Source organism: Actinoplanes sp. NPDC049316 (assembly GCF_040677315.1).
Lineage (GTDB): Bacteria > Actinomycetota > Actinomycetes > Mycobacteriales > Micromonosporaceae > Actinoplanes.
In genome coordinates this window covers 174109-198484 of sequence record NZ_JBFAQM010000005.1, presented here as the reverse complement: position 1 = coordinate 198484, position 24376 = coordinate 174109, and the positions used below count along the sequence as shown (strand labels likewise).

Sequence of the window (24376 nt, the reverse complement as noted above, 5' to 3'; positions counted from 1 at the left end):
GATGTTAACAGCGGCGCCGAGCCGGGTACGGGGTGCCCTTACGGGAACGTGAGGCGTCTTCTCCCCCTCGAGACCGAGGGCGGAGCGCCCGGCGCTGCCTACCGTGGAACATGGCCGGGGCGCTTCGCCCCAGCCGACCCGACACAAGGAGTGAGCGACATGACCCGCCGATTGGCCCGACCCCGCGACGACCGATGGATCGCCGGCGTGTGCTCCGGCCTGGCGCGCCGGTTCGGCGTCTCCTCGTCCGTCATGCGCCTGATCTTCGTCTTGTCCTGCCTGCTCCCCGGCCCGCAGTTCATCATCTACCTGATCCTCTGGGTGCTCCTGCCCAACGAGTGACGCCCGGATGACCCGCCGGCGCCGCCCGGGCGCGACCGCCCGAGCGCATGACACCCGGCGCAACCAGCCGGGCCGCATGACACCCGGCGCAACCAGCCGGGCCGCATGACACCCGGCGCAACCAGCCGGGCCGCGTGACACCCGGCGCGACTACCCCGAGCGCCACCCGCGCGACCGCACGGCGGTTGACAGCTCCCACGGCCAAGGGCCGGCGTCCCCACGGACGCCGGCCCTTGCGACACCCGCGCCCGCCGACCCGGAGCGGCGAAGAACCCGGACCCTCAGCCGCGCCGCGCCCCGCCGCAACCCGGCCCCGCCGCAACCCGGCCCCGCGGCCCCGCGGCCTCGCGGCGCGCGTCGGCGGCTCGGCGGCTCGGCCGTGCGTCTTCATCAGCGCGGTCCTGCTCCTGCTGCCGGCGGGCATCGCGTCAGGGGCTGGCGAACTCCACCGTGACCGTCGTGTAGCCGAGGCGGCCGAACAGGCTCTGCAGCATCTTCTCGGTGTTGTCCCGGGCCCGCTGCTCCAGGCCGCTGCTGCGCGCCGCCTCGGTGATGCGTTGCTGGGCCGACTGGTAGACGCGCTGCTGCTGGTCGGGGTTGCTGCTGAAGGCGTCGCCGATGCGGTTGAGCAGGCCGCGCTCCTCCGCCACCACATAGCTGCGCTGCATGTCGAGGGCGGCCTGGCCGAGCTGCGGCGGGGGCAGCTTGATCGTGGCGGTGTGGTTGGCCTCGTCCAGCGACAGCGCGCCGGTCGACAGCTGGCCGAAGTCCACGTACGCCTCGACCGTGCCGGCGCCGACGAAGAGGGTGCGCTTGTTGAGCAGGAAGTCGGGGACGTTGTCCTTGTTCTCCTGCAGGTCGACGATCACCTGGAAGTTGCCGTCGGCGGCGACGTAGCGGCTCAGGTCGCGCATCGACTGCAGCAGCACCGGCTGGCTGCGGTCGGTCGTCTTGTCGGAGAACGGGTTGTCGAAGCCGGGCAGCACGTTGATCGCCCGCAGCCCCAGGCACATGGCCACGATCAGGGCGAACACCACGCCGGTGAAGATGAGGACGCGGGCGAACGCGCCCATGCCCCGCGGCGGCGCGTCGGCCGGTGGCGCCTCGGCGGCCGGCGGCTGCCCGGCTGATGGCGGCGCGGGCTCTTCGACGGCCGGGTATTCCCTCGTCGGCTCGTCGACTCCGGGTGACTGGGCCATCGTCGACCACCCCCTTCTTCTCTCTGCACCGTGATACCCACGGTACGGAAGGGGTACGACAGTCGCAGCCGCTCAGCCGCCGAAGGCGTTCAGACCCGTCAATTTCTGGCCGATGACGAGCTGGTGGACCTCGGAGGTTCCCTCGTACGTGAGCACGCTCTCGAGGTTGTTGGCGTGCCGGAGCACGGGGTACTCCCCGCTGATGCCGTTGGCGCCGAGGATGGTGCGGCACTCCCGCGCGATCCGGATGGCCTCGCGCACGTTGTTCAGCTTGCCGACGCTGACCTGCTCCGGACGCAGCCCGGCGGCGTCGCTGCGGCGGCCCAGGTGCAGCGCCAGCAGGTAGCCCTTCTGCAGCTCCAGGGCCATGTCGGCGAGCTTGGCCTGGGTGAGCTGGAAGCCGGCGATCGGGCGGCCGAACTGCTCGCGGGAGGTCGCGTACGCGATCGCGGTCTCCAGGCAGTCGCGGGCCGCGCCGAGCGAACCCCAGATGATGCCGAATCGGGCCTCGGTGAGGCAGGACAGCGGCGCCTTGAGCCCCCGCGCCTGGGGCAACCGGGCGGACTCGGGGAGCCGGACGTCGTCGAGGGTGATCTCCCCGGTGGCGGAGGCCCGCAGGGAGAGCTTCATCTTCACCTCGCGCACCGAGAAGCCCGGGGTGTCCGTCGGTACGGCGAACCCGACCACGCCCTCGTCGGCGCGAGCCCAGACCACCGCCACGTCGGCGACCGGCGCGTTCGTGATCCACATCTTGCCGCCGTGCAGTACCCAGCCGTCGCCGTCGCGGCGGGCACGGGTGGCCATGTTGCCGGGGTCGGAGCCGTGGTCCGGCTCGGTCAGCCCGAAGCAGCCGATCAGCTCCCCGGCGGCCATGCCCGGCAGCCAGCGCTGCTTCTGCTCCTCGCTGCCGTAGCGCCAGATCGCGTACATGGCGAGCGAGCCCTGCACGGAGACGAGCGAGCGGACCCCGGAGTCGGCCGCCTCCAGCTCCATGCAGGCCAGGCCGTACTGGACCGCGGAGGCGCCGGCGCAGCCGTAGCCCTCGAGGTGCATGCCGAGCAGGCCGAGCTTGCCGAACTCCAGCGACAGCTCGCGGACGGGGACCTCGCCGCGCTCGTACCACTCGGCGATGTGGGGCCGCACCCGGTCGTCCACGACGCGGCGCACCAGCGACCGCACGTCGCGCTCCTCGTCGCCGAGCAGCTCGTCGAGGTCCAGCAGGTCCAGCGGTGACACGGCCATGGGAATTAAACTAACAGTGTTAGTCCTCGATGACGAGCACCCGGGCATGAATCTGGTTGCGCTGCTGCAGGGCCGCCCGCAGCGCCCGGTGCAGGCCGTCCTCCAGGTAGAGGCCGCCGTTCCACTCCACGACGTGCGGGAACAGGTCGCCGTAGAACGTCGAGTCCTCGGCGAGCAGCTTGTCCAGCGCCAGCTCCCGCTTGGTGGTGATGAGATCGGCCAGGCGGATCGGGCGGGGCGGGATCTCGGCCCACTTCTTCAGCGTCGTGTGATGGTCGGGGTACGGCGCTCCGTCCCGTACCGCTTTGAAGATCACGACGGCACGCTCCCCTCCGGTCCCTCGCTTCTGGCCTTACCCCGCGGACGGGCGGATACGCCTGCCAGCCTAGCGAGCCGCCGGGACGGCGACCGGCCGCGGCGTTGCCCGGCGGCCGCCCGCGCGGCGTGGGCGGCGGCTCGTGCCGTCACCCGTCGCCGGACGGTGCCCGCTGTCAGCCGGCACCCACGGACGCCGTGCCGGTTGCGGTCCATCGGCCATGATGCACCACCTCGTCCACCGGGCGGCGACCCCGGCGTAGTGACGGTGACCTCTTGTCGGGTGCCGGATAGCCCACCGTCAGCGCGCCGACCGGGGTGAATTCATCCGGTACGCCGAACGCCGACCGGAATGCGGCGATCTTGTCCGCCGGTACGCCGAAGAACAGCGAACCCAGTCCCTCGTTCACCGCCGTCAGGTGCATGAGCAGCGCGGCGAAACCCGTGTCGACGTCCCAGTACGGCACCGGCCACCGGCGCTCGTCCCGGTCCGTCCAGCCCTTGTCCGCCTGCGCGTACCGCTCCAGGTACGCCGACTTGTTGGAGAGCGCGACGATGAGCAGCGGCGCGGTGCGCATGCGCTGGAGCCACGAGTCGTCCGGCCCCCCGGAGGCCGTGACCGACCAGTACAGCTCACGGTCCTCCAGCTCCTGCAGCACGAGGAAACCCCAGCCCTGCGAGAAGCCCGCGGACGGGGCCCGGAGCGCGTGCCGGACCAGTTTCTCGACGATCTCCGGCGGCACGGGCCGCTCCGGGTCGTAGGTGCGGACCATCTTGCGCCGGCGGACGACCTCGTCGAACTCCACGGTTCAGCCCGCCGACGGCCGGATGCCCCACGAGGCACGCCAGGTGGCTCCCGGCTCCAGCACGATCAGGTCGCGCCCACTGCGGAAGGCGTCCGGCGGGCAGGTCATCGGCTCGATGGCGAACGACCGGCGGAAGCGCGGGCCGCTCAGGGTGTCCCCGCTGAAGACCTGCCACCAGTGGAAGTTCTCGTCGCCCCAGACCGTCACTGCCCGGCTGCCGTCCGGCGCCGAGATGGTGACCGACGAGCTGCCGTCCGCATCCCGGATCAGATCGCCCCACGTGGTGTCGAGCACGGCGCCGGCGACCCGGCGGGGCTCGGTGTAGTCGAACTCGGTCCCGGCCACCCGCACCGCGCCGATCGGCAGGAGCCGCTGGTCGGCGAGGATCTTGCTGCGTCCGGGCACCCGGAGCAGGGTGTCGTCGACCGCCACGCCGGGCAGCTGCACGTACGGGTGGACCGAGAAGCCCCACGGCGCGTTCGCGTCGCCGGTGTTGGTGACCTCCTGGTCGGAGCGCAGACCGTCGGCGGAGACCGTCCAGCGGGTCCGCAGCGTCAGCGGCCACGGGTACCCGATCTGCGGCGGCAGGTCGAACTCGAGGGTGACCGAGTCCGGCGCCTGCGCGGCGAGCCGCCAGCGCGACCAGTTGGTCAGCCCGTGGATCGCGTTGTGCTTGTCGGGCTCGGTCAGCGGCAGCTGGTACGCCGTTCCCTCGAACGTGTAGTGCCCGTCGCGGATGCGGTTGGGCCACGGCGCGAGGATCTGGCCGGACGAGGCGGGCGAGATCTCCTCCGGCCCGAAGCCGTCCACCACCTCGCGGTCGCCCACGGAGTAGCCGCGCAGCACGCCGCCGACCTCGACGACTGTGGCCCGGTGACCCTCCGCCTCGATGGTCCACTGGGTCCCGGACTTAGCGGCAACGACATCCGTCATGGGCAGAACATTAGTGGTTGTCCTCCGCATCGGACGGAGGGCGGTACCGAACGAGGGCCGGGAACGCGAGCGCGAGAACGACGGCCAGTCCCGCGGCCGCGAATCCGCCGCCCGCCCAGGACGCGGTGGCGCCGGTGACGTCCGCGGTGGCCCCGGCGCGCAGGTCGCCCAGGCGCGGGCCGCCCGCCACGACGACGGTGAAGACGCCCTGCAGCCGCCCGCGCAGCCGGTCCGGCGCATACACCTGCAGGATCGACTGCCGGTAGACCGCGCTGACCAGGTCGGCCGCGCCGCCTACCGCGAGCAGCAGCACCATCAGCCACAGCGACGTGGCGAAGCCGGCGAAGCCGATGGCCACGCCCCAGCCGACCACCGCCACGACCAGCGCGACACCCTGCCGTTTCACCCGCCCGATCCAGCCGGAGGTCAGGCCGCCGATGACGGAGCCGATCGCGATCGCGGCGAACAGCCAGCCGACCGCCCACCCGCCGCCGAACCGGTCCTCGGCGATCTCGGGGAACAGCGCCCGCGGCATCGCCAGCACCATCGCGATGATGTCGACCGCGAACGAGAGCAGCAGCACCGGCTGGGTGGTGAGGAAGCGCAGGCCGTCGGCGATGCCCCGCAGCCCCGCGGTCGGCCGCTCGCCGTGCCCGTCGTCGTGCACCGGCGGGATGGGCGGCAGCCGGTAGGTCGCCCAGAAGGAGATGGTGAACAGCGCCGCGTCCACTGCGTACGCGATGGTGATGCCGGCGTCGGTCGACCAGGCGCCGAAGATGAGGCCTGCGGCGAGCGGGCCGAGCACGCCCCCGGCGGTGGTGGTCGTGTAGGACAGCGTGTTGGCCGCCGGGACCAGGTGCGCCGGCACGATCCGGGGGATGATCGCCTGCCGGGCCGGCGAGCTGACCGCGAAGCCGGCCGACTGCACCGCGGTCAGCGCGAGCAGCAGCAGGCCGCTGCGCACTCCGAGCAGGGCCTGTGCCAGCAGCCCGATCGTCGAGATCCACGCCAGCGTGGAGCTGGCGAGCAGCAGCTTGCGGCGGTCCACCACGTCGGCGGCGGCGCCGCCCCACAACCCGAAGACCAGCAGGGGTACGAGGCCCGCGATGCCCAGCAGCCCCACCCACGCCGACGAGTGCGTGATCGAGAACATCTCGACCGGTACGGCGACCGCGGTGAACTGGAAGCCGAAGAACGAGACGCCGTTGCCGACCCACATCCGCCGGTACGCGACCCCGCGCAGTGGCCGGACGTCGATGACCCAGCTGCGGCGTTCCTTCGCGATCGCCTCCTCGGTGACGCGCTCGGCGGCCTCGACCGGCTCCTGGCTCACGGGGCGAGCCGTTCGACCACCCAGCCGCCGTCCGCCGAGCGGTACCGCAGCCGGTCGTGCAGCCGGTTGCTGCGGCCCTGCCAGAACTCCACGGTCTCGGGCACCACCCGCAGCCCACCCCAGTGCGGCGGCGCCGGGACTTCACCCTCGGCGCCGAACCGCTCGATCGCCGCGGCCAGCCCGGCCTCGACCGCCGCCCGGTCGGGCACGACGCTGCTCTGCGGGCTCGCCCAGGCGCCGAGCTGCGACCCGTGCGGCCGGGTGGCGAAGTACTCCTCGGTCTCGGCACGGTCCACCTTCTCCACCGCGCCGCAGACGACGACCTGCCGCTGCATGGGGAACCACGGGAAGACCAGGCTCGCGTACGGGTTCTCCGCCGCCTCGGTGCCCTTGCGCGAGGTGTAGTTGGTGAAGAACACGAAGCCGCGCTCGTCGTACCCCTTGAGCAGCACCGTACGGGCGCTGGGCCGGCCGGCGCCGTCCGCGGTCGCGACGATCATGGCGTTGGGCTCGGGCAACGCGAAGTCGAGGGCCTCGCCGAACCAGCGGGCGAACTGTTCGGGCCACGCGGCGGCGAGGTCGGACTCGAGCAGCGCGCCGCGTTCGGTGTAGTCGCGGCGCATCGCGGCCGGCGACGGTGGGTCGGGGATCACCCAACGAACCTAAGTCGCCCACGCCGGTGCGTCTTCTCAGCGAGGATAGGTGTCGCAGACAGCACATGTCCTCGGGTCGACCTGCCGGGTCACCGGGCGGCAAGATGAGACACCCACGGCTTTCGTCCAGCCGGGAGTTCCAGGAGGCGTCGTGTCCGATTTCAAGCCGGGCCTGGAGGGCGTGATCGCCTTCGAGACCGAGATCGCCGAGCCCGACAAGGCGGGCGGGGCCCTGCGGTATCGCGGCGTCGACATCGAGGACCTCATCGGTCACGTGTCCTTCGGCAACGTCTGGGCGCTGCTCGTGGACGGCCGCTTCGGCCCCGGGCTGCCGCCCGCCGAGCCGTTCCCGGTGCCCGTGCACTCCGGCGACATCCGGGTCGACGTGCAGTCCGCGGTCGCGATGCTCGCGCCGTACTGGGGGTTGTCCCAGCTGCTGGACATCAGTGACGAGCAGGTGCGCACCGACCTGGCCCGGGTGTCGGTGACCGCGCTGTCGTTCGTGGCGCAGGCGGCGCGCGGCCTGGGTCTGCCCGCCGTGCCGCAGAAGGACATCGACAAGGCGCAGACCATCGTCGAGCGGTTCATGAAGCGCTGGCGCGGCGAGCCCGACCCCCGGCACGTGAAGGCGGTCGACGCGTATTTCATCTCCGCCGCCGAGCACGGCCTCAACGCCTCCACCTTCACCACCCGGATCGTGGCCTCCACCGGCGCCGACGCGGCGGCCTGCATCTCCTCCGGCATCGGCGCGCTCTCCGGCCCGCTGCACGGCGGCGCGCCCTCGCGGGTGCTGCACATGATCGAGGCCGTCGAGCGCAGCGGCGACGCCGAGGGGTACGTGAAGGGCGTCCTCGACCGCGGCGAGCGGCTGATGGGCTTCGGGCACCGCGTCTACCGCGCCGAGGACCCCCGTGCCCGGGTCCTGCGCCGCACCGCCAAGGAGTTGGGCGCGCCCCGCTTCGAGGTGGCCGAGGCGCTCGAGCGGGCCGCCCTCGCCGAGCTGCAGGCCCGCAAGCCCGACCGCGTGCTGGCGACCAACGTGGAGTTCTGGTCCGCGGTCGTGCTCGACTTCGCCGAGGTGCCGGCGCACATGTTCACCTCGATGTTCACCTGCGCCCGGGTGGCCGGCTGGAGCGCGCACATCCTCGAGCAGAAGAAGCTCGGCCGCATCGTGCGCCCCAGCGCGCGGTACGTGGGCCCCGCCGCCCGCAAGCCGCAGGACGTCGAGGGCTGGGACGCCGTCCCGCATAATCTGTAATCGCCGTGGCCCCCGCCTGGAAGGACCCTCCGTGACCGACCCGATCCGCATCCCGGACGACCTCAAGCCCGTCGACGGCCGGTTCGGTTCCGGCCCGAGCAAGGTCCGCCCGGAGGGCGTCGAGGCGCTGGCCCGGGTCGCGAAGACCTTCATGGGTACGTCGCACCGGCAGAAGACGGTCAAGGAGCAGGTGGCCCGCCTGCGCCGGGGCATTGCGGAGTTCTTCTCGGCGCCCGACGGCTACGAGGTGATCATCAGCAACGGCGGCACCAGCGCGTTCTGGGAGACCGCCACCTTCGGGTTGATCCGCGACAAGGCCCAGTTCGCGGAGTTCGGCGAGTTCGGCGCGAAGTTCGCCAAGGCGGTCAAGGACGCGCCGTTCCTCGCCGAGCCGACCGTGCACAAGGCTCCGGGCGGCGCCGCGGCGTACCTGACCGCCGAGGCGGGCGTGGATGCGTACGCGAGCGTGCAGAACGAGACCTCGACCGGGGTGGCCGTCCCGGTCAAGCGGGTCGCCGGCGCCGACCCGGGCGCGCTGCTGCTCACCGACGCCACGTCGGGCGGGGGCAGCCTGGAGGTCGACCTCACCGAGACCGACGTCTACTACCTGGCGCCGCAGAAGGCGTTCGGGTCGGACGGCGGCCTGTGGATCGCGCTGATGTCGCCGGCCGCGATCGAGCGCGCGCACGAGATCAAGGCGTCCGGGCGGTACATCCCGCAGTTCCTCGACCTGGTCACCGCGATCGAGCAGTCGCGGCTCGAGCAGACGTACAACACGCCGGCGCTGGCCACCGTCTTCCTCGCCGCCGAGCAGGTGGACTGGATGAACGCGCAGGGCGGGCTCGGCTGGGCCGCCAAGCGCAGCGCGGAGAGCGCGGCGGCGATCTACGGCTGGGCGGACCGCTCGGCGGTGGCCACGCCGTTCGTCACCGATCCGGCGCTGCGCTCCCACGCGGTGGCCACGATCGACTTCGCCGACGGGGTGGACGCCGCCGCGATCGCCAAGGTGCTGCGCGCCAACGGCATCGTGGACACGGAGCCGTATCGCAAGCTGGGGCGCAACCAGTTGCGGGTGGCGCTCTACCCCACGGTCGACCCCGCCGATGTCGAAGCGCTGACCCGCAGCATCGACTACGTCGTCGAGCGGCTCTGAACCCTTGGGGCACTGCCGCCCGTACTGACGGGCGGCAATGTCGCTGCGGGAGAGGGAGTCGTCAATGGCGCGGACCGGAATCGACACCTCGATCCTGCACAAGGGGGCGCACAGCGCCTCTTATTTCGATCTCTCCCGAAGCATGGGTGAGGGCGCGGAGATCGTCGACTTCTGCATCCCGTGCAACCCGTACTTCCCCACGCCGGAGATGTTCGACGAGCTCTCCCGCGACCTGAAGAACATCCTGAAGTACTACCCGAGCGACTCGCACAGCATCACGAACAAGCTGGCCGCGGTGCTCGGCCTGCACCCGCAGACGGTGGCGATGGCGAACGGCTCCACCGAGCTGATCACCTGGATCGACCATCTGCTGATCAAGGAGAGCGTGGCGATCCCGATCCCCACGTTCGGCCGCTGGACCGACCAGCCGCTGGAGACCGGCAAACGCGTCGACATGTTCCCGCTGCAGGAACGCGACGGTTTCCGGCTCAACCTCGACGAATACGTACGCTTCATCCGCGACCGCGGCTCCCGTGTCGCCGTGGTCTGCAACGTCAACAACCCGGACGGCGGCTACCTGGCCCGCCGCGACGTCATCCGCTTCATGGACGCGCTCGGCGACCTCGACCTGGTCGTCGTCGACGAGTCCTTCATCGACTTCTCCGACGCCGAGCAGTACCCGTCCGTCGGGCCGGACGCGGTGATCCGCCCCAACGCGGTCGTCCTCAAGAGTCTGGGCAAGAACTTCGGCCTGCACGGCATCCGCTTCGGCTATCTCATGGCGAATCCCGCCATCGCCGGCAAGATCGGCAAGATGCTGCCCAAGTGGAACCTCAACTCGCTCGCCGAGAAGGTGGTCTACATGATCCAGGACCACGAGGACGAGTACGAGGACAGCCTGCGCCTGCTCAGCCGCGACCGCCGCGCGATGGCCGGCGAGCTGAGCCGCATCCCCGGGCTCACGGTGTTCCCGTCGCAGGGCAACTTCATCCTGGTCAAGCTCCCGACCGAGTGGTCCGGCGTGGCGCTGCGCGACTACCTGGTCGCCAACCACGGCGTCTACACCCGCGAATGCGGCAACAAGCTGGGTATGACCAGCCAGTTCATGCGCCTGGTGGTGCGACCGGCGCGCGACGTCGACCGGCTGATCGACGGCATGATGGACTACGGCCGCCAGTTCCGGGTCCGGCCCGCGTACGAGGAGGACCCGCTCGACACCCGCCGCAGCTGGAACACCACGCTCGACGAGGAACCGGACAACCTGATCCAGTACCCGTCCCACCGCACGACCGAGTACGCCGCCCGCCGCGCCGCCAACGGCTGACCGCGGGGACCCGCCCGCGGCAGCGTGCCGCACGAGGCAGCCACGTCGCGCGGCCGTGTGCGGGGCCGGCCCGGTGGTGCTTTTGTCGCGCCCCTGCCGCCGTACTCGTGAAGTCCCGTCTTTGAAGATCATCCCCCCTGGTCAATGAGTTCGACGGCGTGGCTTACCACCATTGGGTGACCGGGGCGCGTACCGTGTTCCGAAACGCGCCCGGGTGGCTGACTCTCGGGACCAAGGCCAGCGACGGGACGGAGGCAACGCATGCGGCCGGTACGCTTCGTCGCCCTCTCCGAGGACGGTCAGGCCCTGGTGCTCGCCGACGAGGTCGGCCGGCTCCTGGCACTCCCCATCGACGACCGGGTGAGCAGCGTCCTGCACCACGAGGGCGGCGCTCCGGCATCCGGCTCACCGGGCACCGCCGTCGCGGTGGCCGGCGCCGAGACCATGGCTTCGCTGTCCCCGCGGGACATCCAGGCCCGGATCCGCTCCGGCGAGTCCGCCGAGGACGTCGCGCGCATCGCCGGCGTGCCGGTCGACCGGGTCCTGCGGTACGCGGGCCCGGTGCTGCAGGAGCGGGCCATGCTCGCCCAGCACGCGCGCCGCACCCGGCTGAAGACGTCCGATTCGGGCGCGCCGCTGGCCGAGGTGGTCGACAGCCGGCTCGCGCAGCACGGCATCGACACCGAGAAGATCTCCTGGGACGCGTTCCGCCGCGACGACGGCACCTGGCGCATCGTGGCGACCTGGCCCTCCGGCAAGGCGACCGCGCAGGCCGTCTGGGACCTGGACAAGGGCCGCCAGGTGGTCTCGCCGCACGACGACATGGCGCAGTACCTGTGCGCCGAGCGCCCGACCCCGATCCTCGGTCAGGAGCCGGCCCCCGAGCGCGGCGCGCACGAGCGCGGCGGTCACGGCCTGCCGGGTCCGTCCCGCGCCGCCGAGCCCGGCCGGGGTCGTGGCCTGCCGGCGGCGGAGCAGCCGCGGCCGACGCGCGACCCGATCCGGGCCGGCCGCGACGCCCTGCTCGCCTCGCTCGACCGTCCGCTGAGCAACGAACGCCCGGGCCGCGGCCTGGAGCCGGCCGCCCAGGACTCCCGGCGCCCGGTGGCGGGCGGCGCCGCGGCGCTGCTCGGCGGTGGCGCCGGTTCGGCCTTCGACGACGACGCCGACCTGCCCAAGGAGGTGCCGGCCGTGCCCAGCCTGGCGGTCCTCCGGCCGCGGCGGACGGTCGGGGCCCAGCCCGGGGAGGCCGAGCCGGACGAGTCGGCGAAGCCGCGCAAGCGCCTGCCGAGCTGGGACGACGTGCTGTTCGGCGGCGGCCCGGCGGCCCGCGAGAGCTCCTAGCTCGTCCACAGCGTCGTGTAGGTGCCGCCGGGATCGCTGCGGACCAGCTCGATGCGGTCGAGCCGCCACGCCGGCCCCGCGTAGTCCGTCAGGGCTGCCCGGACGCGGTTGTCGTGGGCGTACATGACGGTCAGGTGCGGGGTGAACGGCTTGTCCTCGGACGGCAGCTCCGCCCGGGCCAGCGCGGCCCGGACGTCGGCGGCCACATCGCCGAGGTCGCCGTCCACCCCGGCCCAGGTCACCCGCCGGCCGAAGCCGCCACCGCCGCGGATCCGCAGCTCACGGCCTTGGGGGACGGTCACCGTGGCCAGGGCCCGTTCGAGCTCGGGAAGGCGTTCCGGCTCGACCTCGCCGAGGAACGCGAGCGTGACGTGCCACTTCTCGATCGCGGTGAAGCGCACCCGGCGGCCGGGAACCGGGGCGCCGGGGCGCCGGCCCGAAGCCGCGCCGTCGGAAGTCCGCCCGGACATCGCGGCGTCCAGGTGCCGGCGCAGGTCACGGCGTACGCCGTCCGGTGGGTTGACCGCCACGAAGAGCCGCACGCCGCGACCCTAGCGAAGCTGCAGCCCCGCCGCCCGCAGCCGCTCCTCGACCCGCATCCGTTCCAGCTCGCGGTCCATGCCTTCGAGCTCGTTCAGGTGGTGCTGGACCCCGTACGCCTCGCTGGCGATGAGCAGCCGGTCGTCGTACGCCCGCACGACAGCGGCCAGCCACAGGGCCGAACCGGTCGTCGGCCCGCCGGACCGTTGCCGCCGCAGCCGCCGCAGGTCGGCCGCCACCTCCTCGAGACACGGCCGGTCGGTGGGCGGGCGCAGTGCCACGCCGGTCCCGTTCAGGTGCCGGTCCAGACACCTCAGGGCCCGGGTCTCCCGCCGGCCGCCGCGGGTCCACGCCCGCCGGAGGGGCAGGGTGTCCGCGCAGACCACGACCGCCACGGCGCAGGGCAGGCACAGCAGAGCCGTGACGAGCACAACGACGTGCGTGATTGCCACGGGATGACGCTAAGCGGTCGGGACGGGAAACCGAGACATCCGTTCGGATGACTCGGACTGCCAGATTCAGCCCGGCACGGCCGGCGGGAAGCCCGCCTATCCGATCTGGCGGTCGCGGCCGGCGAGGAAGCCCGCGATCATCTGCGGGACCATCAGCGCGGCCATCAGCACGAGCGGCACCTTCCAGCTGCCGCTGTGCTCATAGAGCGCGCCGACGACGATCGGGCCGGGGATCGACAGCAGATAGCCGGTGCTCTGCGCGAAGGCCGAGAGCCGTACGACCACCGCGGTGTCCCGGCCGCGCAGGGCGATCATCGTGAGCGCCAGGGGGAACGCGCAGTTGGAGACGCCGAGGAGCACCGCCCACACCCAGGGCGCGGCGGCGGGGGCGGCCCAGAGCCCGGCGTACCCGGCGATGCCGAACAGTCCCGTGCCGACGGCGATGCCGCTCTGCCGGGGAAGGCGGCCGGCCACCGCCGACAGGGCGAACGACAGCGGCACCCCGAGCACCGACGTCACGGCGAAGAGCAGGCCCGCGGTGCTCGCGGACAGGCCGGCGTCGCGGAAGACCTGCGGCAGCCAACCCATGATCACGTACGCGGCGGTGGACTGCAGCCCGAAGTAGACCGCGAGCGCCCAGGCGACGGGCTGATGCCGCAGCCGCAGATCCGGCGCGGCGTCCGTGGGGGTCTGAGGTTCCTCCCGTACGCGGTCGCGCGCGAGCAGGATCCACGGCGGCACGGCCACCGCCGCGACGACGGCCCACACTCCCAGCCCGAGCCGCCAGTCGCCGCCGAACACTCCGGTCAGCGGCACGGTGACGGCCGCCGCCGTGGACGCCCCGAGGTTGAGCGCCACGGAGTACAGGCCGGTCATGGCCCCGACCTTCGCCGGGAAGCGCTGCTTGACGACCACCGGCAGCAGCACGTTGGCGAGGGCGATGCCGGCCAGCGCGAGCGCGGTGAGGGCGATGAACAACGCGGTGCCGCCGGCGAAGGGCCGTACGGCGAGGCCCAGCACGAGCGCCGTGGCCCCCACCGCGACGGCCCCGCCCGTCCCCCACCGCCGGGCGAGCAGCGGCGCGGTCGACCCGATGAGCGCGAAGCACACCGCCGGTACGGAGGTCAGCAGTCCGGCGACCGCGGCGCTCATCCCCAGGCTCGCGCGGACCTCCTCGAGCACCGGCCCGAGGCTGGTCACGGCCGGCCGGAGGTTGACCGCCGCCAGCACGAGCGCGGTGGCCGCCAGGGCCGGGCCGGCACGTCGCGGCCGGAACCCCGGCCGCAGGCCGCGGAGCCGCTCGGCGACACGGTGCCGGGTGTCCGCACGGCCGGTGCTGGTCATCGTCATAGCCCCCATCATAGAATCATGGGATGAATTTGGGTCCGGTGCCGCGGGAGACCTTGTCCGGGCAGGTCATCGCCCGGCTCCGGCAACAGATCACCTCGGGCGCCTGGCCCGTGGGCTCCCGCATCCCGACCGAGCCGGAGCTGGTCGCGCAGCTCGGCGTCGCCCGCAACACCGTCCGCGAAGCGGTCCGGGCGCTGGCCCACAACGGCCTGCTCGACATCCGCCAGGGCTCGGGGACGTACGTGGCGGCCACCAGCGAGCTGGCCGGCGTGATGCAGCGACGCTTCGCCGCCGCCGACCCGGCCGACGTCCGGGAGCTGCGCGGCACCCTCGAGACGGCCGCGGCCGGTTTCGCGGCCCGCCGCCGCACCGACGCCGACCTCAAGCTCCTCGGAACCCTGTACGAGCAGCGCGAACACGCCTGGTCCAGGGGCGAGCGCGACGCGTTCGTGGACGCGGACTCGGCGTTCCACCTGGCGGTCGTGGCGGCCTCGCACAACGAGGTGCTGATCGAGCTCTACGCGGACCTGGGGCAGGTCATCCGGGAGTCGCTGCGCGAGCACTTCGGCGCCTCGCTGCGGCCGGAGGAGTACATGGACCACAGCCGCCTGCTCGAGGCCGTACGCGCCGGCGACGCCGAGGCCGCCGCCGCGGAGGCCGCCACCTACACGGCCACCTGCGAGTGACTCAGGCGGCGATCTTGGCGGGCGGTTCGCGGTCGAGCGGCTTGCTGTGGACGAGGCTGAGCCGCGGCCGCGGTCCCACCCGCACCCGGAGGCGGTCGCCGCTGGTCCGCAGCTGCCAGATCAGCGCCACGACCGCCGCCACGAAGCAGAAGATCCCGGCCGCCCAGATGCTCGACGGCACCCCGAAGCGCTCGGCCCACCAGCCGGCCAGCGACGCGCCGAGCGGCGTCGTGCCGAGGAAGACCAGGACGTAGAGCGCCATCACGCGGCCGCGGTACTGCGCGTGCACGCCCATCTGGACGCGATGGTTGGCCGCCTGCGCGAGGTAGATCGAGAAGAAGCCGGTCGGCACGAGCAGCAGGAGCGCCACGAGGAAGCTCGGCGCGAAACCCACGGCCACCTCGAACACCCCGAAGGCCAGCGCTGCGCCGAGCACCACGTACGCGCCGGGCCGGCTGCGGCGGCCGCTGCCGGCCAGCGCTCCGCCGAGCGCGCCCACCGCCAGGGCCGTGGTCAGCAGGCCGAAGGAGGACGGGCCGGCGTGGAAATTGATCTTCGCGAGCGCCGCCAGGGTGACCGGGAAGTTGAATCCGATCATGCCGATCGCCGCCATCAGCCCGATCGGCAGCAGCAGGTCGTTCCGCTTCCAGACGTACTTCAGGCCGTCCACGATGCGGGTGTCGCCGGGCTCGGAGCGCTTGTCGGAGCGGTACAGGTCGGCCGGGCGCATCCGCCAGTAGCTGAAGACCGGGGCGATCGACAGTGCCGTGGCGATGAGGAACACCGGACCGGTCTGGAACAGCGCCAGGGCGACGCCGGCCAGCGCGGGGCCGCCGATGCGGGCGGTGTTGAACGTGGCCGCGGACAGCGCCAACGCGTTGGGCAGCAGGGGCAGCTCGACCAGCTCGGAGACGAACGCCTGCCGGACCGGCGTCTCGATCGAGTTGGCGATGCCCAGCAGCAGGGCGAACAGGAAGACGTGCCACAGCACGACCACGCCGCCGGCCACCAGCAGCGCGAAGACGATCGCGGTGATCGCGAAGACGGCGTTCGCGAGGATGAGCAGCTTGCGCTTGTCGTACCGGTCGGCGAGCTTGCCGCCCCACAGGGTGAGCAGGAGCACCGGCACGAACTGCAGGGCCGTGACCACGCCGAGGGCGCCCGGCGAGTTGCCGGAGAGGTCGAGCACCAGCCAGTCCTGCGCGGTGAACATCATCCACACACCGACCAGCTTCACGAGCTGGCCGGTGGCGAACAGCCGGTAGTTACGGACCTGCAGGGACCGGAAAGTCGTGCTCAGCACTGCCCGCACTCGGGTGCGCCTCCTCGTCGGTCGTACGCGTCATCGCCGCGTGACGGAACGGGAGGAGGAGGCGAGGGCCCTCACTCGGCCCGGGCGACCTGCTGCAGGATCTGCGCGGCCCGCTCGAGGGTGTCGCGGTCCTCACTCGAGAGCTCGTCCAGCTGCCGGGCGAGCCACTCGTTGCGAGCCTTCTCGAACTGCGCGAACACGGCCCGGCCCCGCTCGGTCGCCGCCAGGATCACCTGGCGGCGGTCGGTCGGGTGGGGCGTGCGGGCGACGAGACCGCGATCCTCCAGCTTGCCGACGATCTTCGTCATCGTCGGCGGCTGCACCCGCTCCACGTCGGCCAGCTCCCGCGGGGTCAGCGCCCCGGCCAGCTGCAGGCTCGTCAAGGCCGACAGCTGGCTGAACGTGAGATCGCCGACCGGGCGTTCCTGGCGCACCCGGCGGTTGAGCCTGGTGATCGCATCGCGCAGCGCTATGGCCAGTCGCTCGGCTCCTACCCGCTCCGCCACCGGCCGCTCCATCACAGTTCTTAGCCTAGCTAATGAGCTTGGCTAACGACATCGCACACGCATATGACCGTAGTCACCGGGCACGGTAACGCACCCGGTGACCACGGCCGACGTCAGAGCAGCACCGACTCCAGCGGGCCGCGCAGGAAGTACAGGACGAAGAGCACGGCTACGCCGTACAGCAGCGGGTGCACCTGCCGGCCCTTGCCGACGGCGACCTTGAGCAGGACGTACGAGACCACGCCGGCGCCGATGCCGTTGGAGATCGAGTACGTGAACGGCATCAGCGTGATCGTGAGGAACGCGGGGATCGCGATCTCGTAGTCGGTCCAGTCGATCTGCCGGACCGCCATCATCATCAGGAAGCCGACCACGACCAGCGCCGTCGACGCCGCCTCGAACGGGACCACGGTCACCAGCGGCGCGAGGAACGTGGCGAGTAGGAAGAGCACGCCGGTGACGAGGTTGGCGGCGCCCGTACGCGCCCCCTCGGCGACACCCGACGCGCTCTCGATGAACGACGTGTTGCTGGAGACGCTGGCCGCGCCACCGGCCGCCGCCGCCACCGAGTCGACGAGCAGGATCTCCCGGGTCCGCGGCGGCATGCCCTCCGCGTCGAGCAGCCCGCCCTCCTGACCGACCGCCACCATCGTGCCCATGGTGTCGAAGAAGTCGGTGATCAGCAGGGTGAAGATGAACATGATGACGACCAGCCAGCCGGCCCGGCTCCACGAGTCGAGCACGTTGAAGTGCCCGAGCAGCGACAGGTCCGGGGTGTCGACGATCTTGTCCGGCAGCGTCGGCACGTTCAGCGACCACCCGGACGGGTTGGCCTTGCCGTCCACGAACGACGGCCCGATGTGACCGATCGCCTCGACGACGATCGCCAGCACGGTCGTGCCGAGGATGCCGAGCAGGATGGCGCCCTTCACCTTGCGGACGAAGAGCACGAGCGTGAACAGCAGGCCGACGCAGAACACCAGCAGCGGCCAGGTCGTCAGCTTGCCGCCGATGCCCAGCTCGACCGGCACGGTGGTGCCCGACGCGTCCGGGATGCGGCGGACGAAGCCGGCGTCGACCAGGCCGATGATCATCAGGAACAGGCCGATGCCGACGCCGATGGCGGTCTTCAGCTGCGTCGGCACGGCCCGGAAGACCGCCGTACGCAGCCCGGTCAGCACCAGGACGGCGATGATCACGCCCTCCAGGAACACCAGGCCCATCGCGTCGGCCCAGGCCATCTCGGGCGCGATCTCGTACGCGACCAGCGCGTTCACGCCCAGCCCGGCGGCGAGCGCCAGCGGGAACCGCGCCACGACGCCCATCAGGATCGTCATCACACCCGCGACCAGCGCGGTGCCGGCGGCGAGCGCGGCGACGGGCAGCTTCCCGCCGGCCTGGTCCACGCCGGCGGCGAGGATCAGCGGGTTGAGCACCACGATGTAGGCCATCGTGAAGAACGTGGCGAGCCCGCCGCGCACCTCGCGCCCGACGGTCGAGCCGCGGGCAGAGATCTCGAAGAACCGGTCAAAACCGTTTCGGGGGGTACGCCCGGACGAGGTGAGACCCTCGTCGGCGGAGGTTGTGGACATCGGAGCCCTTCCACGTGGAGCCGGCGGCAAGTGTTACGCGCATCGAATCAGACCGCTGACCTCGGTAAAAGATCGGTACTGTTACAACCGTCACGGAACCCCACGGACGATCACCGCCGACGTACCCTCGGGGACGTGGCCGACCTGTCCCCCGCATCGCCCGCCGCCGCGCCGGGCCCCCGCCCCGCGCCGGAGGCCCACGTGCCCGGCCTCGACGCGGTGACCGGGACGAAGCCGCGCCCCGAGCCGCTGGACCCGCCGATGGTCCCGTTCGCGCTGGGTGGCATGGCCGCCTTCGCGGTCGCCGCCGTGATCCTGCTGCTCGCGCACGGGCCGTCGGACTGGCTGCGGACGGCCGTCGCGGGCCTGCTGGTCGGCATCCCGGGCCTGATCACGATGCTCCGGCACGACGCCAACCGGCGGCGCCGCCGTGCGCTCAGCCACCCGGAGTTCCGGGTCACCGACCCGGGCTGAGAACGCCGCCCGGCCGGTCAGCTGTGGCCGTAGTCCTCGGCCGGCTCGCTGCCCTCGACGGATCCGGGCGCCCGGCTCACCGCGACCGCCTCGACCTCGCTGTCGTCGTACACCGTGGGGAGTTCCTCGACCGGCTGCTCCGTCGAGCCGAGCAGCGCCTCGGAGTGCGCGCCGCAACCGTGGTCGGCGCTGACCGCGCGGGCGTCGTCCGGGGCGTAGAGGTTGCCGCAGACGCCGAACATCGCCCGCATCGAGCCGGCGAGCGGCAGGTAGAAGCCGCACGTGCCGCAGCGGGCGTTGCGCGGGGCGGCCGTCGAGATCGGGGCCTCGGGGCCGGAGTCGCCGTCGTACCAGCGCTGGGCGGTGTCGAGACGGCCCTCGCGCGACATCACCCGGGGCCGGCCGAGGCCGAGCTCCCAGGAGACCTCCTCCACCGCGGCGTCGTCGCTGAGCACGTACCCCTGGGCGAGCCGCTCGTCGTCCGGCGCGGTCGGCATGAGGTCGCCGACGCCCAGGTCGCCCGGCTGGACCCGCTCGTTCCACGGCAGCCAGCCCGGGGCCATCAGCGCGTCGGGGCCGGGCAGCAGCACGGTCTCGCAGACCGTGACGTGCCGGGAGCGCGGCACCCGGGTCACGGTGACGGCCCACCGCCAGCCCTTGTAGCCGGCCAGCTTGCTGTCGAAGAAGTGCGTCACAACCCGGTCGCCCTCGGCCACCACCTCGAGGTGCTCCCCGATGTCGGCCGGATCCACCTCGGTGATGGCACCCCGGGCCACCCCGACCGCGTCGGCGCAGACCTGGTCGAGTCGGGCGGCACGGCCCGCGGTCCTCGTGGTCACCCGCCCATTGTTCCCCACGCGCGCGGGCCCGTGGCAACGACTCCCCCACATCCGGACGTTGGAGGGCTCGCCCCGATGCGACAGGATGGGGCGATGCCGCTGCTTCCCACGATCGGACGCACCGTCGGCACCGGCATCAAGGCCGTACGGATGCTGGTGCGCGGCGGCATGCGTGGCAGCGCCTGGGCGACCCGCCGGGTGGGTGACGCCCGGGCCCGCGGCGCGGCCAACGAGGTCGGCATGATCCGACTCTTCGACCTGCACGCGCTCTCCTGCGCCGGCGACACCCTGATCGCGATCGGGCTGGCCGGCACCATCTTCTTCAACGTGCCGCTGGGCGAGGCCCGCAGCAAGGTCGCGCTCTATCTGCTCATCACGATGGTGCCGTTCGCGCTGCTCGCCCCGGTGGTCGGCCCGGTGCTCGACCACTTCCGGCACGGCCGGCGGTACGCGCTCGCCGTGACCATGCTCGGCCGGGCGTTCCTCGCGTACGTCATCTCCGACAACCTGCTCGGCTGGGGGCTCTATCCGGCCGCGTTCGGGGTGCTCGCGCTCTCCCGGGCGTACGGCGTGGCCCGCTCCGCCGCCGTGCCCCGCCTGCTGCCGGAGGGCGTCGGCCTCTCCCAGGTGGGCGCCCGGGCCAGCGTGTACGGCACCTTCGCCGGCGCCGTGGTGGCCCCGATCGGCCTGCTCGCGTTCAAATTCGGTCCGCAGTGGCCGCTGCGCGTCTCCTCGATCATCTTCCTGGTCGGCATGGTGATCTCGCTGCGCCTGCCGCCTCGCGCGGACTCGGACCCGCCGGAGGCGGTGCCCCGGCCGTTCCGCACGATGCTGCGCCTGCGCCGCGGCCCGGACCGCCCGCTGTCGGGCAGCCTCGTCATCAACACCCTGATCGGCAGCGCCAGCTTCCGCTGCCTGTACGGCTTCCTCCTGCTCTACCTCGCCTTCGCGGTGAAGGCCCAGGGGCTCGGCACCGACCTCTTCGGACGCGACATCGGCAGCCAGGGCGCGGTGGCGCTGGTCGGCGGCGCGCTGGCGGTCGGCACGTTCCTGGCCACCGCGGTCGGCACCCGGCTGCGGATCCGCCGGCCGGCCGCCCTGCAGTCCAGCGGCCTCACGATCACGGCCGGCGTGGCGGTGCTGGCGGCGATCTTCTTCACGCTGCCGATGGTGGCTCTGCTCTCCCTGGTCGCGTCGATCTTCAGCGGCATCTCGAAGCTGGCGGTCGACGCGAGCATCCAGGAGCGGGTCCCCGAACGCCTGCGGGCCAGCGCCTTCGCGCACTCGGAGACCGTGCTGATGATCGCCTGGGTGGTCGGCGGCGGCGTGGGCATCATCCCGCTGGACGGCCGCGTGGGCATCGCCGTGGCGGCGGTCTTCGCGGTGGCGGCCGCCGTCCGCGGCACGATCGTGGCGGGCCGGCTGCGCAAGGAGCGGCTGCACGGCCGGCCGGATGTCGCCGCGGACGAGCCGGGGACGGACGGCGCGCCGGTCACCGCCCCGATCCCGACCTCTCCCGCGCCCGTGGGGGCACCGCCCGCGCCGCGCTCGGCGACGGCCACTCCGGCGCCGGCTCCTCGCTCGGCGACGGCCCCGCCGCCTGCCGCTCCGCACACCAAGCCGGACATCGCGGCTCCGCCCGCGCGGGAGCGTGGCGGTAGGCGCCGCCTCTTCTCGCGCTCATCGGCGAAGAACGACGCCGCAGCCGGACCTCCACCGGCTCCGACCACCGAACCCCCAACCGCCGCGCGTCGGAGGCCCGCGCCGCAGCCTCCGGCCGGCGACGACCTGGCCCCACCCGGCTTCCACATCTACCGTCCGACCCCGTCCACCCCCGACGGCGACGAGGCAGACAAGTGACCCTGCTCGTCGTCACGGCGGTCGAGCCGGAGGCCGAGGCCTGGCGGGCCGGCGCCCCCGGCACCGTCCATGTCGCAGCGGTCGGCGTCGGACCGGCCGCCGCGGCCGCCGGCACAGCCCGCCTGCTCGCCCTCGCCGAGGCGGCGGGCAAGCCCTACGGCGCCGTCATCAGCGCCGGCATCGCGGGCGGCCTCGCCGGCCGGGCCGGTGTCGGCGCCACGGTCCTCGGCGCTCGCAGCATCGCCGCCGACCTGGGCGCGGAGAGCCCGGACGGCTTCCTCCCCGTCGAGGAGCTGGGCTTCGGCAGCAGCATCCTCGAGGCCGACCCGGCCCTGCTGAAGACGCTGACCGCGGCGCTGCCGGAGGCAGTCGTCGGTGACGTGCTCACGCTCGCCACGGTCACCGGCACAGCCGCCACCGCCACCGCGCTGAGCGAGCGGTTCCCGGGCGCCGCCGCCGAGGCGATGGAGGGGTACGGCGTCGCCTGCGCCGCCCACGCCGCCGGTCTGCCCTTCGCCGAGGTCCGCGCGATCTCCAACCCGGTGGGCCCGCGCGACCGGGCCGCCTGGCGGCTGGGCGACGCCTTCGCCGCCCTCACCACCGCCGCGCGAGCCTGTGGACAACCCTGTGGATAGCCCTGTGGACCGACGGGTGTGTGCCACGCGACGTGTGGCAAGTCAGACACCCGGCGATCCACGGATCACGCTCCCACGGTCGCTACGGTGAGGGACGTGGCGCTTTCACTGGCGGTTTCGCCCTGCCCCAACGACACGTTCGTCTTCCACGCCCTCGTGCACGGGCGCATCCCCGGCGCGGCGACGGTCGACCTGACCTTCGCGGACGTGGACGTGACCAACACCGCGGCCGAGCGCGGCGAGTTCGACCTGGTCAAGGTGAGCTACGCGGCGCTGCCCTGGCTGCTGGACGACTACGAGCTGCTGCCCTGCGGGGGCGCGCTGGGCCGGGGCTGCGGCCCGCTCGTGCTGACCCGGGAGGGCCACGACGGCGACCTCACCGGCGCGACCGTGGCGGTGCCCGGCGACCGCACGACGGCGTACCTGCTGTTCCGGCTCTGGTCGCAGGACAACGCCCCGGCGAAGATCGAGGTCGTCCCGTTCCACGAGATCATGCCCGGGGTGGCCGAGGGCCGCTACGACGCCGGCCTGGTCATCCACGAGGCCCGCTTCACCTACCCGCGGTACGGCCTGACCGCGCTCGTCGACCTCGGCGAGTGGTGGGAGTCCGACACCGGCCTGCCCATCCCGCTCGGCGCGATCCTCGCCCGCAAGGGCACGGTCGACCCGCACGAGGCAGCCGAGTGGATCCGCACGTCGGTGAGCATGGCGTGGGCCGACCCGGACGCGAGCCGCGAGTTCGTGCTCGCCAATGCCCAGGAGATGGAGCCGGACGTGGTCGACCAGCACATCCGGCTGTACGTCAACGAGTTCACCCTGGATCTCGGCCGGGAAGGGCTGGCAGCCGCCGACGCGCTGCTGAGCCGCGCGGCCGCGGCGGGCCTGACGCCCGCGATCCCGAGCCTCATCACATGACAACGGGCCGCGCGGAAGCGCGGCCCGTTGTTCGGAAGGTGTCAGACCTCGAGCTCGCGCGCGACAGCGTGCACCAGCTGCGCGATCTTCTGTGAGGTCCGCTTGTCGGGGTAGCGCCCTCGGCGCAGGTCCGGCTGAACCTTCGCCTCCAGCACCTTGATCATGTCTTCGACCATGCCGTGCAGCTCGTCGGCCGGGCGCCGGCGCAGCTCGGCCACCGACGGCGGGGCGTCCAGCACCTTCACCCCGAGCGCCTGCGCGCCCTTGCGGCTGTCCACCACGCCGAACTCGACCCGCTGGCCCGCCCGCAGGTCGGCGACCCCGGCCGGCAGGGCGCCCTTGGGCAGGAACACGTCCCCGCCCTCGTCGCTGGTGACGAAGCCGAAACCCTTCGCCGCGTCGTACCACTTCACTCGACCCGTGGGCACCGCTGACCTCGAATTCACTCAATGAACCGGATTGCTCACGGCAAGGTTATCGAGCCACCGGGTCAGGACCCAACCGCAATCCGGGTGAGCAGGGCCGGGAACGCCGTCAGGTCCGGCAGCACGTGCGCCGCGCCCGCATCGGCCAGCTCGCCGGCCGTGCACGGGCCTGTCGCGACCCCGATGCCCGGGACACCCGCCGTCGCGGCGGCGACCATGTCGGCCACGTGGTCACCGACGTACCAGCGCACGCCGTGCTCGGTGAGCGCCGCGGCCTTGCCCTCTGCGAACAGGTCCCCGGCGAGCTCGTCGTAAGCCAGGCCCAGGTGCTGCAGATGAAGGGCCGCGAGGGTGCCCAGCTTCGAGGTCACGACCACGACCCGCAGACCCGCTTCGCGTACGGCGGCCAGCGCCGCGACCGCACCCGGCATGGGCACGGTCGGCTCGATGGCGTGCTGCGGATACAGGGCGCGGTACGTGGTGACCGCCTCCTCGACATCCGCCTCGGGGAACCACTCGCGCAGCTCCGTACGCAGCGGCGGCCCCAGCCGGGTGACCGCGAGATCGGCGTCCACGTGCACCCCGGTCGTCGCGGTCAGCGCCCGGTACGCCGCCCTGATCCCCGGCCGGGAGTCGATCAGGGTCATGTCCAGGTCGAACCCGACCCCCGTCATGACCGACTGCACCGAGCCGCACCGCCTGGCGCCGGACGACGGCGTCGCACGCGAGGGCCAGGAGGGCATGACAACTGCAAGCTCAGCCATGACCGACTGCACCGAGCCGCACCGCCTCGCGCCGGGCGACGGCGTCGCACGCAAGGGCCAGGAGGGCATGACAACTGCAAGCTCAGCCATGACCGACTGCACCGAGCCGCACCGCCTCGCGCCG

27 protein-coding genes are annotated in these 24376 nt (G+C 72.6%); 11 read left to right on the top strand and 16 right to left on the bottom strand.

Annotated elements, in window-relative coordinates; all coding sequences use genetic code 11:
* The first annotated feature begins 159 nt into the window (after positions 1 to 159).
* A complete protein-coding gene (locus AB0K03_RS10315; protein WP_364682790.1) occupies positions 160 to 342 on the top strand; it encodes a PspC domain-containing protein in 183 nt (60 codons plus the stop codon).
* Positions 343 to 770: 428 nt separating this feature from the next.
* On the opposite strand, the gene AB0K03_RS10310 is transcribed toward AB0K03_RS10315, so the two are convergent.
* The 7 genes from AB0K03_RS10310 to pdxH form a co-directional block, all read right to left on the bottom strand.
* Positions 771 to 1541 carry a DUF4230 domain-containing protein gene (locus tag AB0K03_RS10310; RefSeq protein WP_364682788.1) on the bottom strand — a complete coding sequence of 257 codons (771 nt, stop codon included), beginning with the start codon at positions 1539 to 1541 and terminating at the stop codon, positions 771 to 773.
* 72 nt (positions 1542 to 1613) lie between these two features.
* Positions 1614 to 2777, bottom strand: a complete 1164-nt coding sequence (locus tag AB0K03_RS10305; protein WP_364683067.1) for an acyl-CoA dehydrogenase family protein — start codon at positions 2775 to 2777, stop codon at positions 1614 to 1616.
* 25 nt (positions 2778 to 2802) lie between these two features.
* Complete coding sequence (locus AB0K03_RS10300; RefSeq protein WP_249609840.1) at positions 2803 to 3099, bottom strand: type II toxin-antitoxin system VapB family antitoxin; 297 nt, start codon at positions 3097 to 3099, stop codon at positions 2803 to 2805.
* Between the two features lie 175 nt (positions 3100 to 3274).
* A complete protein-coding gene (locus AB0K03_RS10295; RefSeq protein ID WP_364682786.1) occupies positions 3275 to 3904 on the bottom strand; it encodes a nitroreductase family protein in 630 nt (209 codons plus the stop codon).
* Between the two features lie 3 nt (positions 3905 to 3907).
* Positions 3908 to 4837 (bottom strand): aldose 1-epimerase family protein, encoded by a 930-nt coding sequence (locus AB0K03_RS10290; protein ID WP_364682784.1) that lies wholly within the window; start codon positions 4835 to 4837, stop codon positions 3908 to 3910.
* A gap of 10 nt (positions 4838 to 4847) precedes the next feature.
* The gene (locus AB0K03_RS10285; RefSeq protein WP_364682782.1) at positions 4848 to 6170 is read right to left on the bottom strand and encodes an MFS transporter; all 1323 of its coding nucleotides are present in this window, start codon (positions 6168 to 6170) and stop codon (positions 4848 to 4850) included.
* Entirely contained in the window at positions 6167 to 6793 is a 627-nt protein-coding gene (gene pdxH, locus AB0K03_RS10280) for a pyridoxamine 5'-phosphate oxidase (protein ID WP_364683065.1), read from the bottom strand. Before pdxH ends, AB0K03_RS10285 begins: the two co-directional genes overlap by 4 nt.
* Before the next feature lie 181 nt (positions 6794 to 6974).
* On the opposite strand from pdxH, the gene AB0K03_RS10275 reads away from it, so the two are divergent.
* From AB0K03_RS10275 to sepH, 4 genes are all read left to right on the top strand, one after another.
* The gene (locus tag AB0K03_RS10275) at positions 6975 to 8081 is read left to right on the top strand and encodes a citrate synthase 2 (protein ID WP_364682780.1); all 1107 of its coding nucleotides are present in this window, start codon (positions 6975 to 6977) and stop codon (positions 8079 to 8081) included.
* Positions 8082 to 8112: 31 nt separating this feature from the next.
* Positions 8113 to 9234: a phosphoserine transaminase gene (serC, locus tag AB0K03_RS10270; RefSeq protein ID WP_364682778.1), complete on the top strand. Its 1122-nt coding sequence runs from the start codon at positions 8113 to 8115 to the stop codon at positions 9232 to 9234.
* Between the two features lie 64 nt (positions 9235 to 9298).
* A complete protein-coding gene (locus AB0K03_RS10265; RefSeq protein ID WP_364682776.1) occupies positions 9299 to 10558 on the top strand; it encodes a histidinol-phosphate transaminase in 1260 nt (419 codons plus the stop codon).
* Positions 10559 to 10819: 261 nt separating this feature from the next.
* Positions 10820 to 11902 (top strand): septation protein SepH, encoded by a 1083-nt coding sequence (sepH, locus tag AB0K03_RS10260; RefSeq protein ID WP_364682774.1) that lies wholly within the window; start codon positions 10820 to 10822, stop codon positions 11900 to 11902.
* Here the strand turns inward: sepH and thpR are convergent.
* From thpR to AB0K03_RS10245, 3 genes are all read right to left on the bottom strand, one after another.
* Complete coding sequence (gene thpR, locus AB0K03_RS10255) at positions 11899 to 12444, bottom strand: RNA 2',3'-cyclic phosphodiesterase (protein WP_364682773.1); 546 nt, start codon at positions 12442 to 12444, stop codon at positions 11899 to 11901. The two genes, sepH and thpR, sit on opposite strands and share 4 nt — an antisense overlap.
* A 9-nt stretch (positions 12445 to 12453) precedes the next feature.
* The gene (locus tag AB0K03_RS10250; protein ID WP_364682771.1) at positions 12454 to 12894 is read right to left on the bottom strand and encodes a hypothetical protein; all 441 of its coding nucleotides are present in this window, start codon (positions 12892 to 12894) and stop codon (positions 12454 to 12456) included.
* A 96-nt stretch (positions 12895 to 12990) separates the two neighbouring features.
* A complete protein-coding gene (locus tag AB0K03_RS10245) occupies positions 12991 to 14244 on the bottom strand; it encodes an MFS transporter (RefSeq protein WP_364682770.1) in 1254 nt (417 codons plus the stop codon).
* Positions 14245 to 14267: 23 nt separating this feature from the next.
* On the opposite strand from AB0K03_RS10245, the gene AB0K03_RS10240 reads away from it, so the two are divergent.
* Complete coding sequence (locus tag AB0K03_RS10240) at positions 14268 to 14930, top strand: FadR/GntR family transcriptional regulator (RefSeq protein ID WP_364682768.1); 663 nt, start codon at positions 14268 to 14270, stop codon at positions 14928 to 14930.
* A 1-nt stretch (position 14931) separates the two neighbouring features.
* Here the strand turns inward: AB0K03_RS10240 and AB0K03_RS10235 are convergent, their stop codons facing one another.
* The 3 genes from AB0K03_RS10235 to AB0K03_RS10225 form a co-directional block, all read right to left on the bottom strand.
* Complete coding sequence (locus tag AB0K03_RS10235) at positions 14932 to 16242, bottom strand: MFS transporter (protein WP_364682766.1); 1311 nt, start codon at positions 16240 to 16242, stop codon at positions 14932 to 14934.
* Positions 16243 to 16313: 71 nt separating this feature from the next.
* Entirely contained in the window at positions 16314 to 16760 is a 447-nt protein-coding gene (locus AB0K03_RS10230; RefSeq protein ID WP_364683063.1) for a MarR family transcriptional regulator, read from the bottom strand.
* A 101-nt stretch (positions 16761 to 16861) separates the two neighbouring features.
* Complete coding sequence (locus AB0K03_RS10225) at positions 16862 to 18340, bottom strand: NCS2 family permease (protein ID WP_364682764.1); 1479 nt, start codon at positions 18338 to 18340, stop codon at positions 16862 to 16864.
* 261 nt (positions 18341 to 18601) lie between these two features.
* On the opposite strand from AB0K03_RS10225, the gene AB0K03_RS10220 reads away from it, so the two are divergent.
* Positions 18602 to 18814, top strand: coding sequence for a DUF2530 domain-containing protein (locus AB0K03_RS10220; RefSeq protein ID WP_364683061.1), 213 nt, complete (start codon positions 18602 to 18604; stop codon positions 18812 to 18814).
* Positions 18815 to 18831: 17 nt separating this feature from the next.
* Here the strand turns inward: AB0K03_RS10220 and AB0K03_RS10215 are convergent, their stop codons facing one another.
* Positions 18832 to 19671 carry a DUF3027 domain-containing protein gene (locus tag AB0K03_RS10215; RefSeq protein ID WP_364682762.1) on the bottom strand — a complete coding sequence of 280 codons (840 nt, stop codon included), beginning with the start codon at positions 19669 to 19671 and terminating at the stop codon, positions 18832 to 18834.
* A gap of 75 nt (positions 19672 to 19746) precedes the next feature.
* Here AB0K03_RS10215 and AB0K03_RS10210 point away from each other — a divergent pair, with 75 nt between their 5' ends.
* The 3 genes from AB0K03_RS10210 (at position 19747) to AB0K03_RS10200 (ending at position 23063) form a co-directional block, all read left to right on the top strand.
* Entirely contained in the window at positions 19747 to 21513 is a 1767-nt protein-coding gene (locus tag AB0K03_RS10210) for an MFS transporter (RefSeq protein WP_364682760.1), read from the top strand.
* A complete protein-coding gene (locus AB0K03_RS10205; protein ID WP_364682758.1) occupies positions 21510 to 22148 on the top strand; it encodes a futalosine hydrolase in 639 nt (212 codons plus the stop codon). The genes AB0K03_RS10210 and AB0K03_RS10205 overlap by 4 nt, the downstream gene beginning before the upstream one ends.
* A 96-nt stretch (positions 22149 to 22244) precedes the next feature.
* Entirely contained in the window at positions 22245 to 23063 is an 819-nt protein-coding gene (locus AB0K03_RS10200; RefSeq protein WP_364682756.1) for a 1,4-dihydroxy-6-naphthoate synthase, read from the top strand.
* 41 nt (positions 23064 to 23104) lie between these two features.
* Here AB0K03_RS10200 and AB0K03_RS10195 read toward each other — a convergent pair whose 3' ends face one another.
* On the bottom strand, positions 23105 to 23491 hold the full coding sequence (locus AB0K03_RS10195) for a cold-shock protein (protein WP_364682754.1): 387 nt from the start codon (positions 23489 to 23491) through the stop codon (positions 23105 to 23107).
* A gap of 62 nt (positions 23492 to 23553) precedes the next feature.
* Positions 23554 to 24162, bottom strand: coding sequence for an HAD family hydrolase (locus tag AB0K03_RS10190; protein WP_364682752.1), 609 nt, complete (start codon positions 24160 to 24162; stop codon positions 23554 to 23556).
* Here AB0K03_RS10190 and AB0K03_RS10185 point away from each other — a divergent pair.
* A partial coding sequence (locus AB0K03_RS10185) for a hypothetical protein (protein ID WP_364682750.1) occupies positions 24161 to 24376 on the top strand: 216 nt, incomplete at its 3' end. The two genes, AB0K03_RS10190 and AB0K03_RS10185, sit on opposite strands and share 2 nt — an antisense overlap.

Bases quoted from the DNA above. Each gene is read 5' to 3' on its own strand.
- AB0K03_RS10315 (WP_364682790.1), top strand. From the start codon at position 160: ATGACCCGCCGATTGGCCCGACCCCGCGACGACCGATGGATCGCCGGC.
- AB0K03_RS10310 (WP_364682788.1), bottom strand. From the start codon at position 1,541: ATGGCCCAGTCACCCGGAGTCGACGAGCCGACGAGGGAATACCCGGCC.
- AB0K03_RS10290 (WP_364682784.1), bottom strand. From the start codon at position 4,837: ATGACGGATGTCGTTGCCGCTAAGTCCGGGACCCAGTGGACCATCGAG.
- pdxH (WP_364683065.1), bottom strand. From the start codon at position 6,793: ATGCGCCGCGACTACACCGAACGCGGCGCGCTGCTCGAGTCCGACCTC.
- AB0K03_RS10265 (WP_364682776.1), top strand. From the start codon at position 9,299: ATGGCGCGGACCGGAATCGACACCTCGATCCTGCACAAGGGGGCGCAC.
- sepH (WP_364682774.1), top strand. From the start codon at position 10,820: ATGCGGCCGGTACGCTTCGTCGCCCTCTCCGAGGACGGTCAGGCCCTG.
- AB0K03_RS10245 (WP_364682770.1), bottom strand. From the start codon at position 14,244: ATGACGATGACCAGCACCGGCCGTGCGGACACCCGGCACCGTGTCGCC.
- AB0K03_RS10240 (WP_364682768.1), top strand. From the start codon at position 14,268: ATGAATTTGGGTCCGGTGCCGCGGGAGACCTTGTCCGGGCAGGTCATC.
- AB0K03_RS10230 (WP_364683063.1), bottom strand. From the start codon at position 16,760: ATGGAGCGGCCGGTGGCGGAGCGGGTAGGAGCCGAGCGACTGGCCATA.
- AB0K03_RS10225 (WP_364682764.1), bottom strand. From the start codon at position 18,340: ATGTCCACAACCTCCGCCGACGAGGGTCTCACCTCGTCCGGGCGTACC.
- AB0K03_RS10220 (WP_364683061.1), top strand. From the start codon at position 18,602: ATGGTCCCGTTCGCGCTGGGTGGCATGGCCGCCTTCGCGGTCGCCGCC.
- AB0K03_RS10210 (WP_364682760.1), top strand. From the start codon at position 19,747: ATGCCGCTGCTTCCCACGATCGGACGCACCGTCGGCACCGGCATCAAG.
- AB0K03_RS10190 (WP_364682752.1), bottom strand. From the start codon at position 24,162: ATGACGGGGGTCGGGTTCGACCTGGACATGACCCTGATCGACTCCCGG.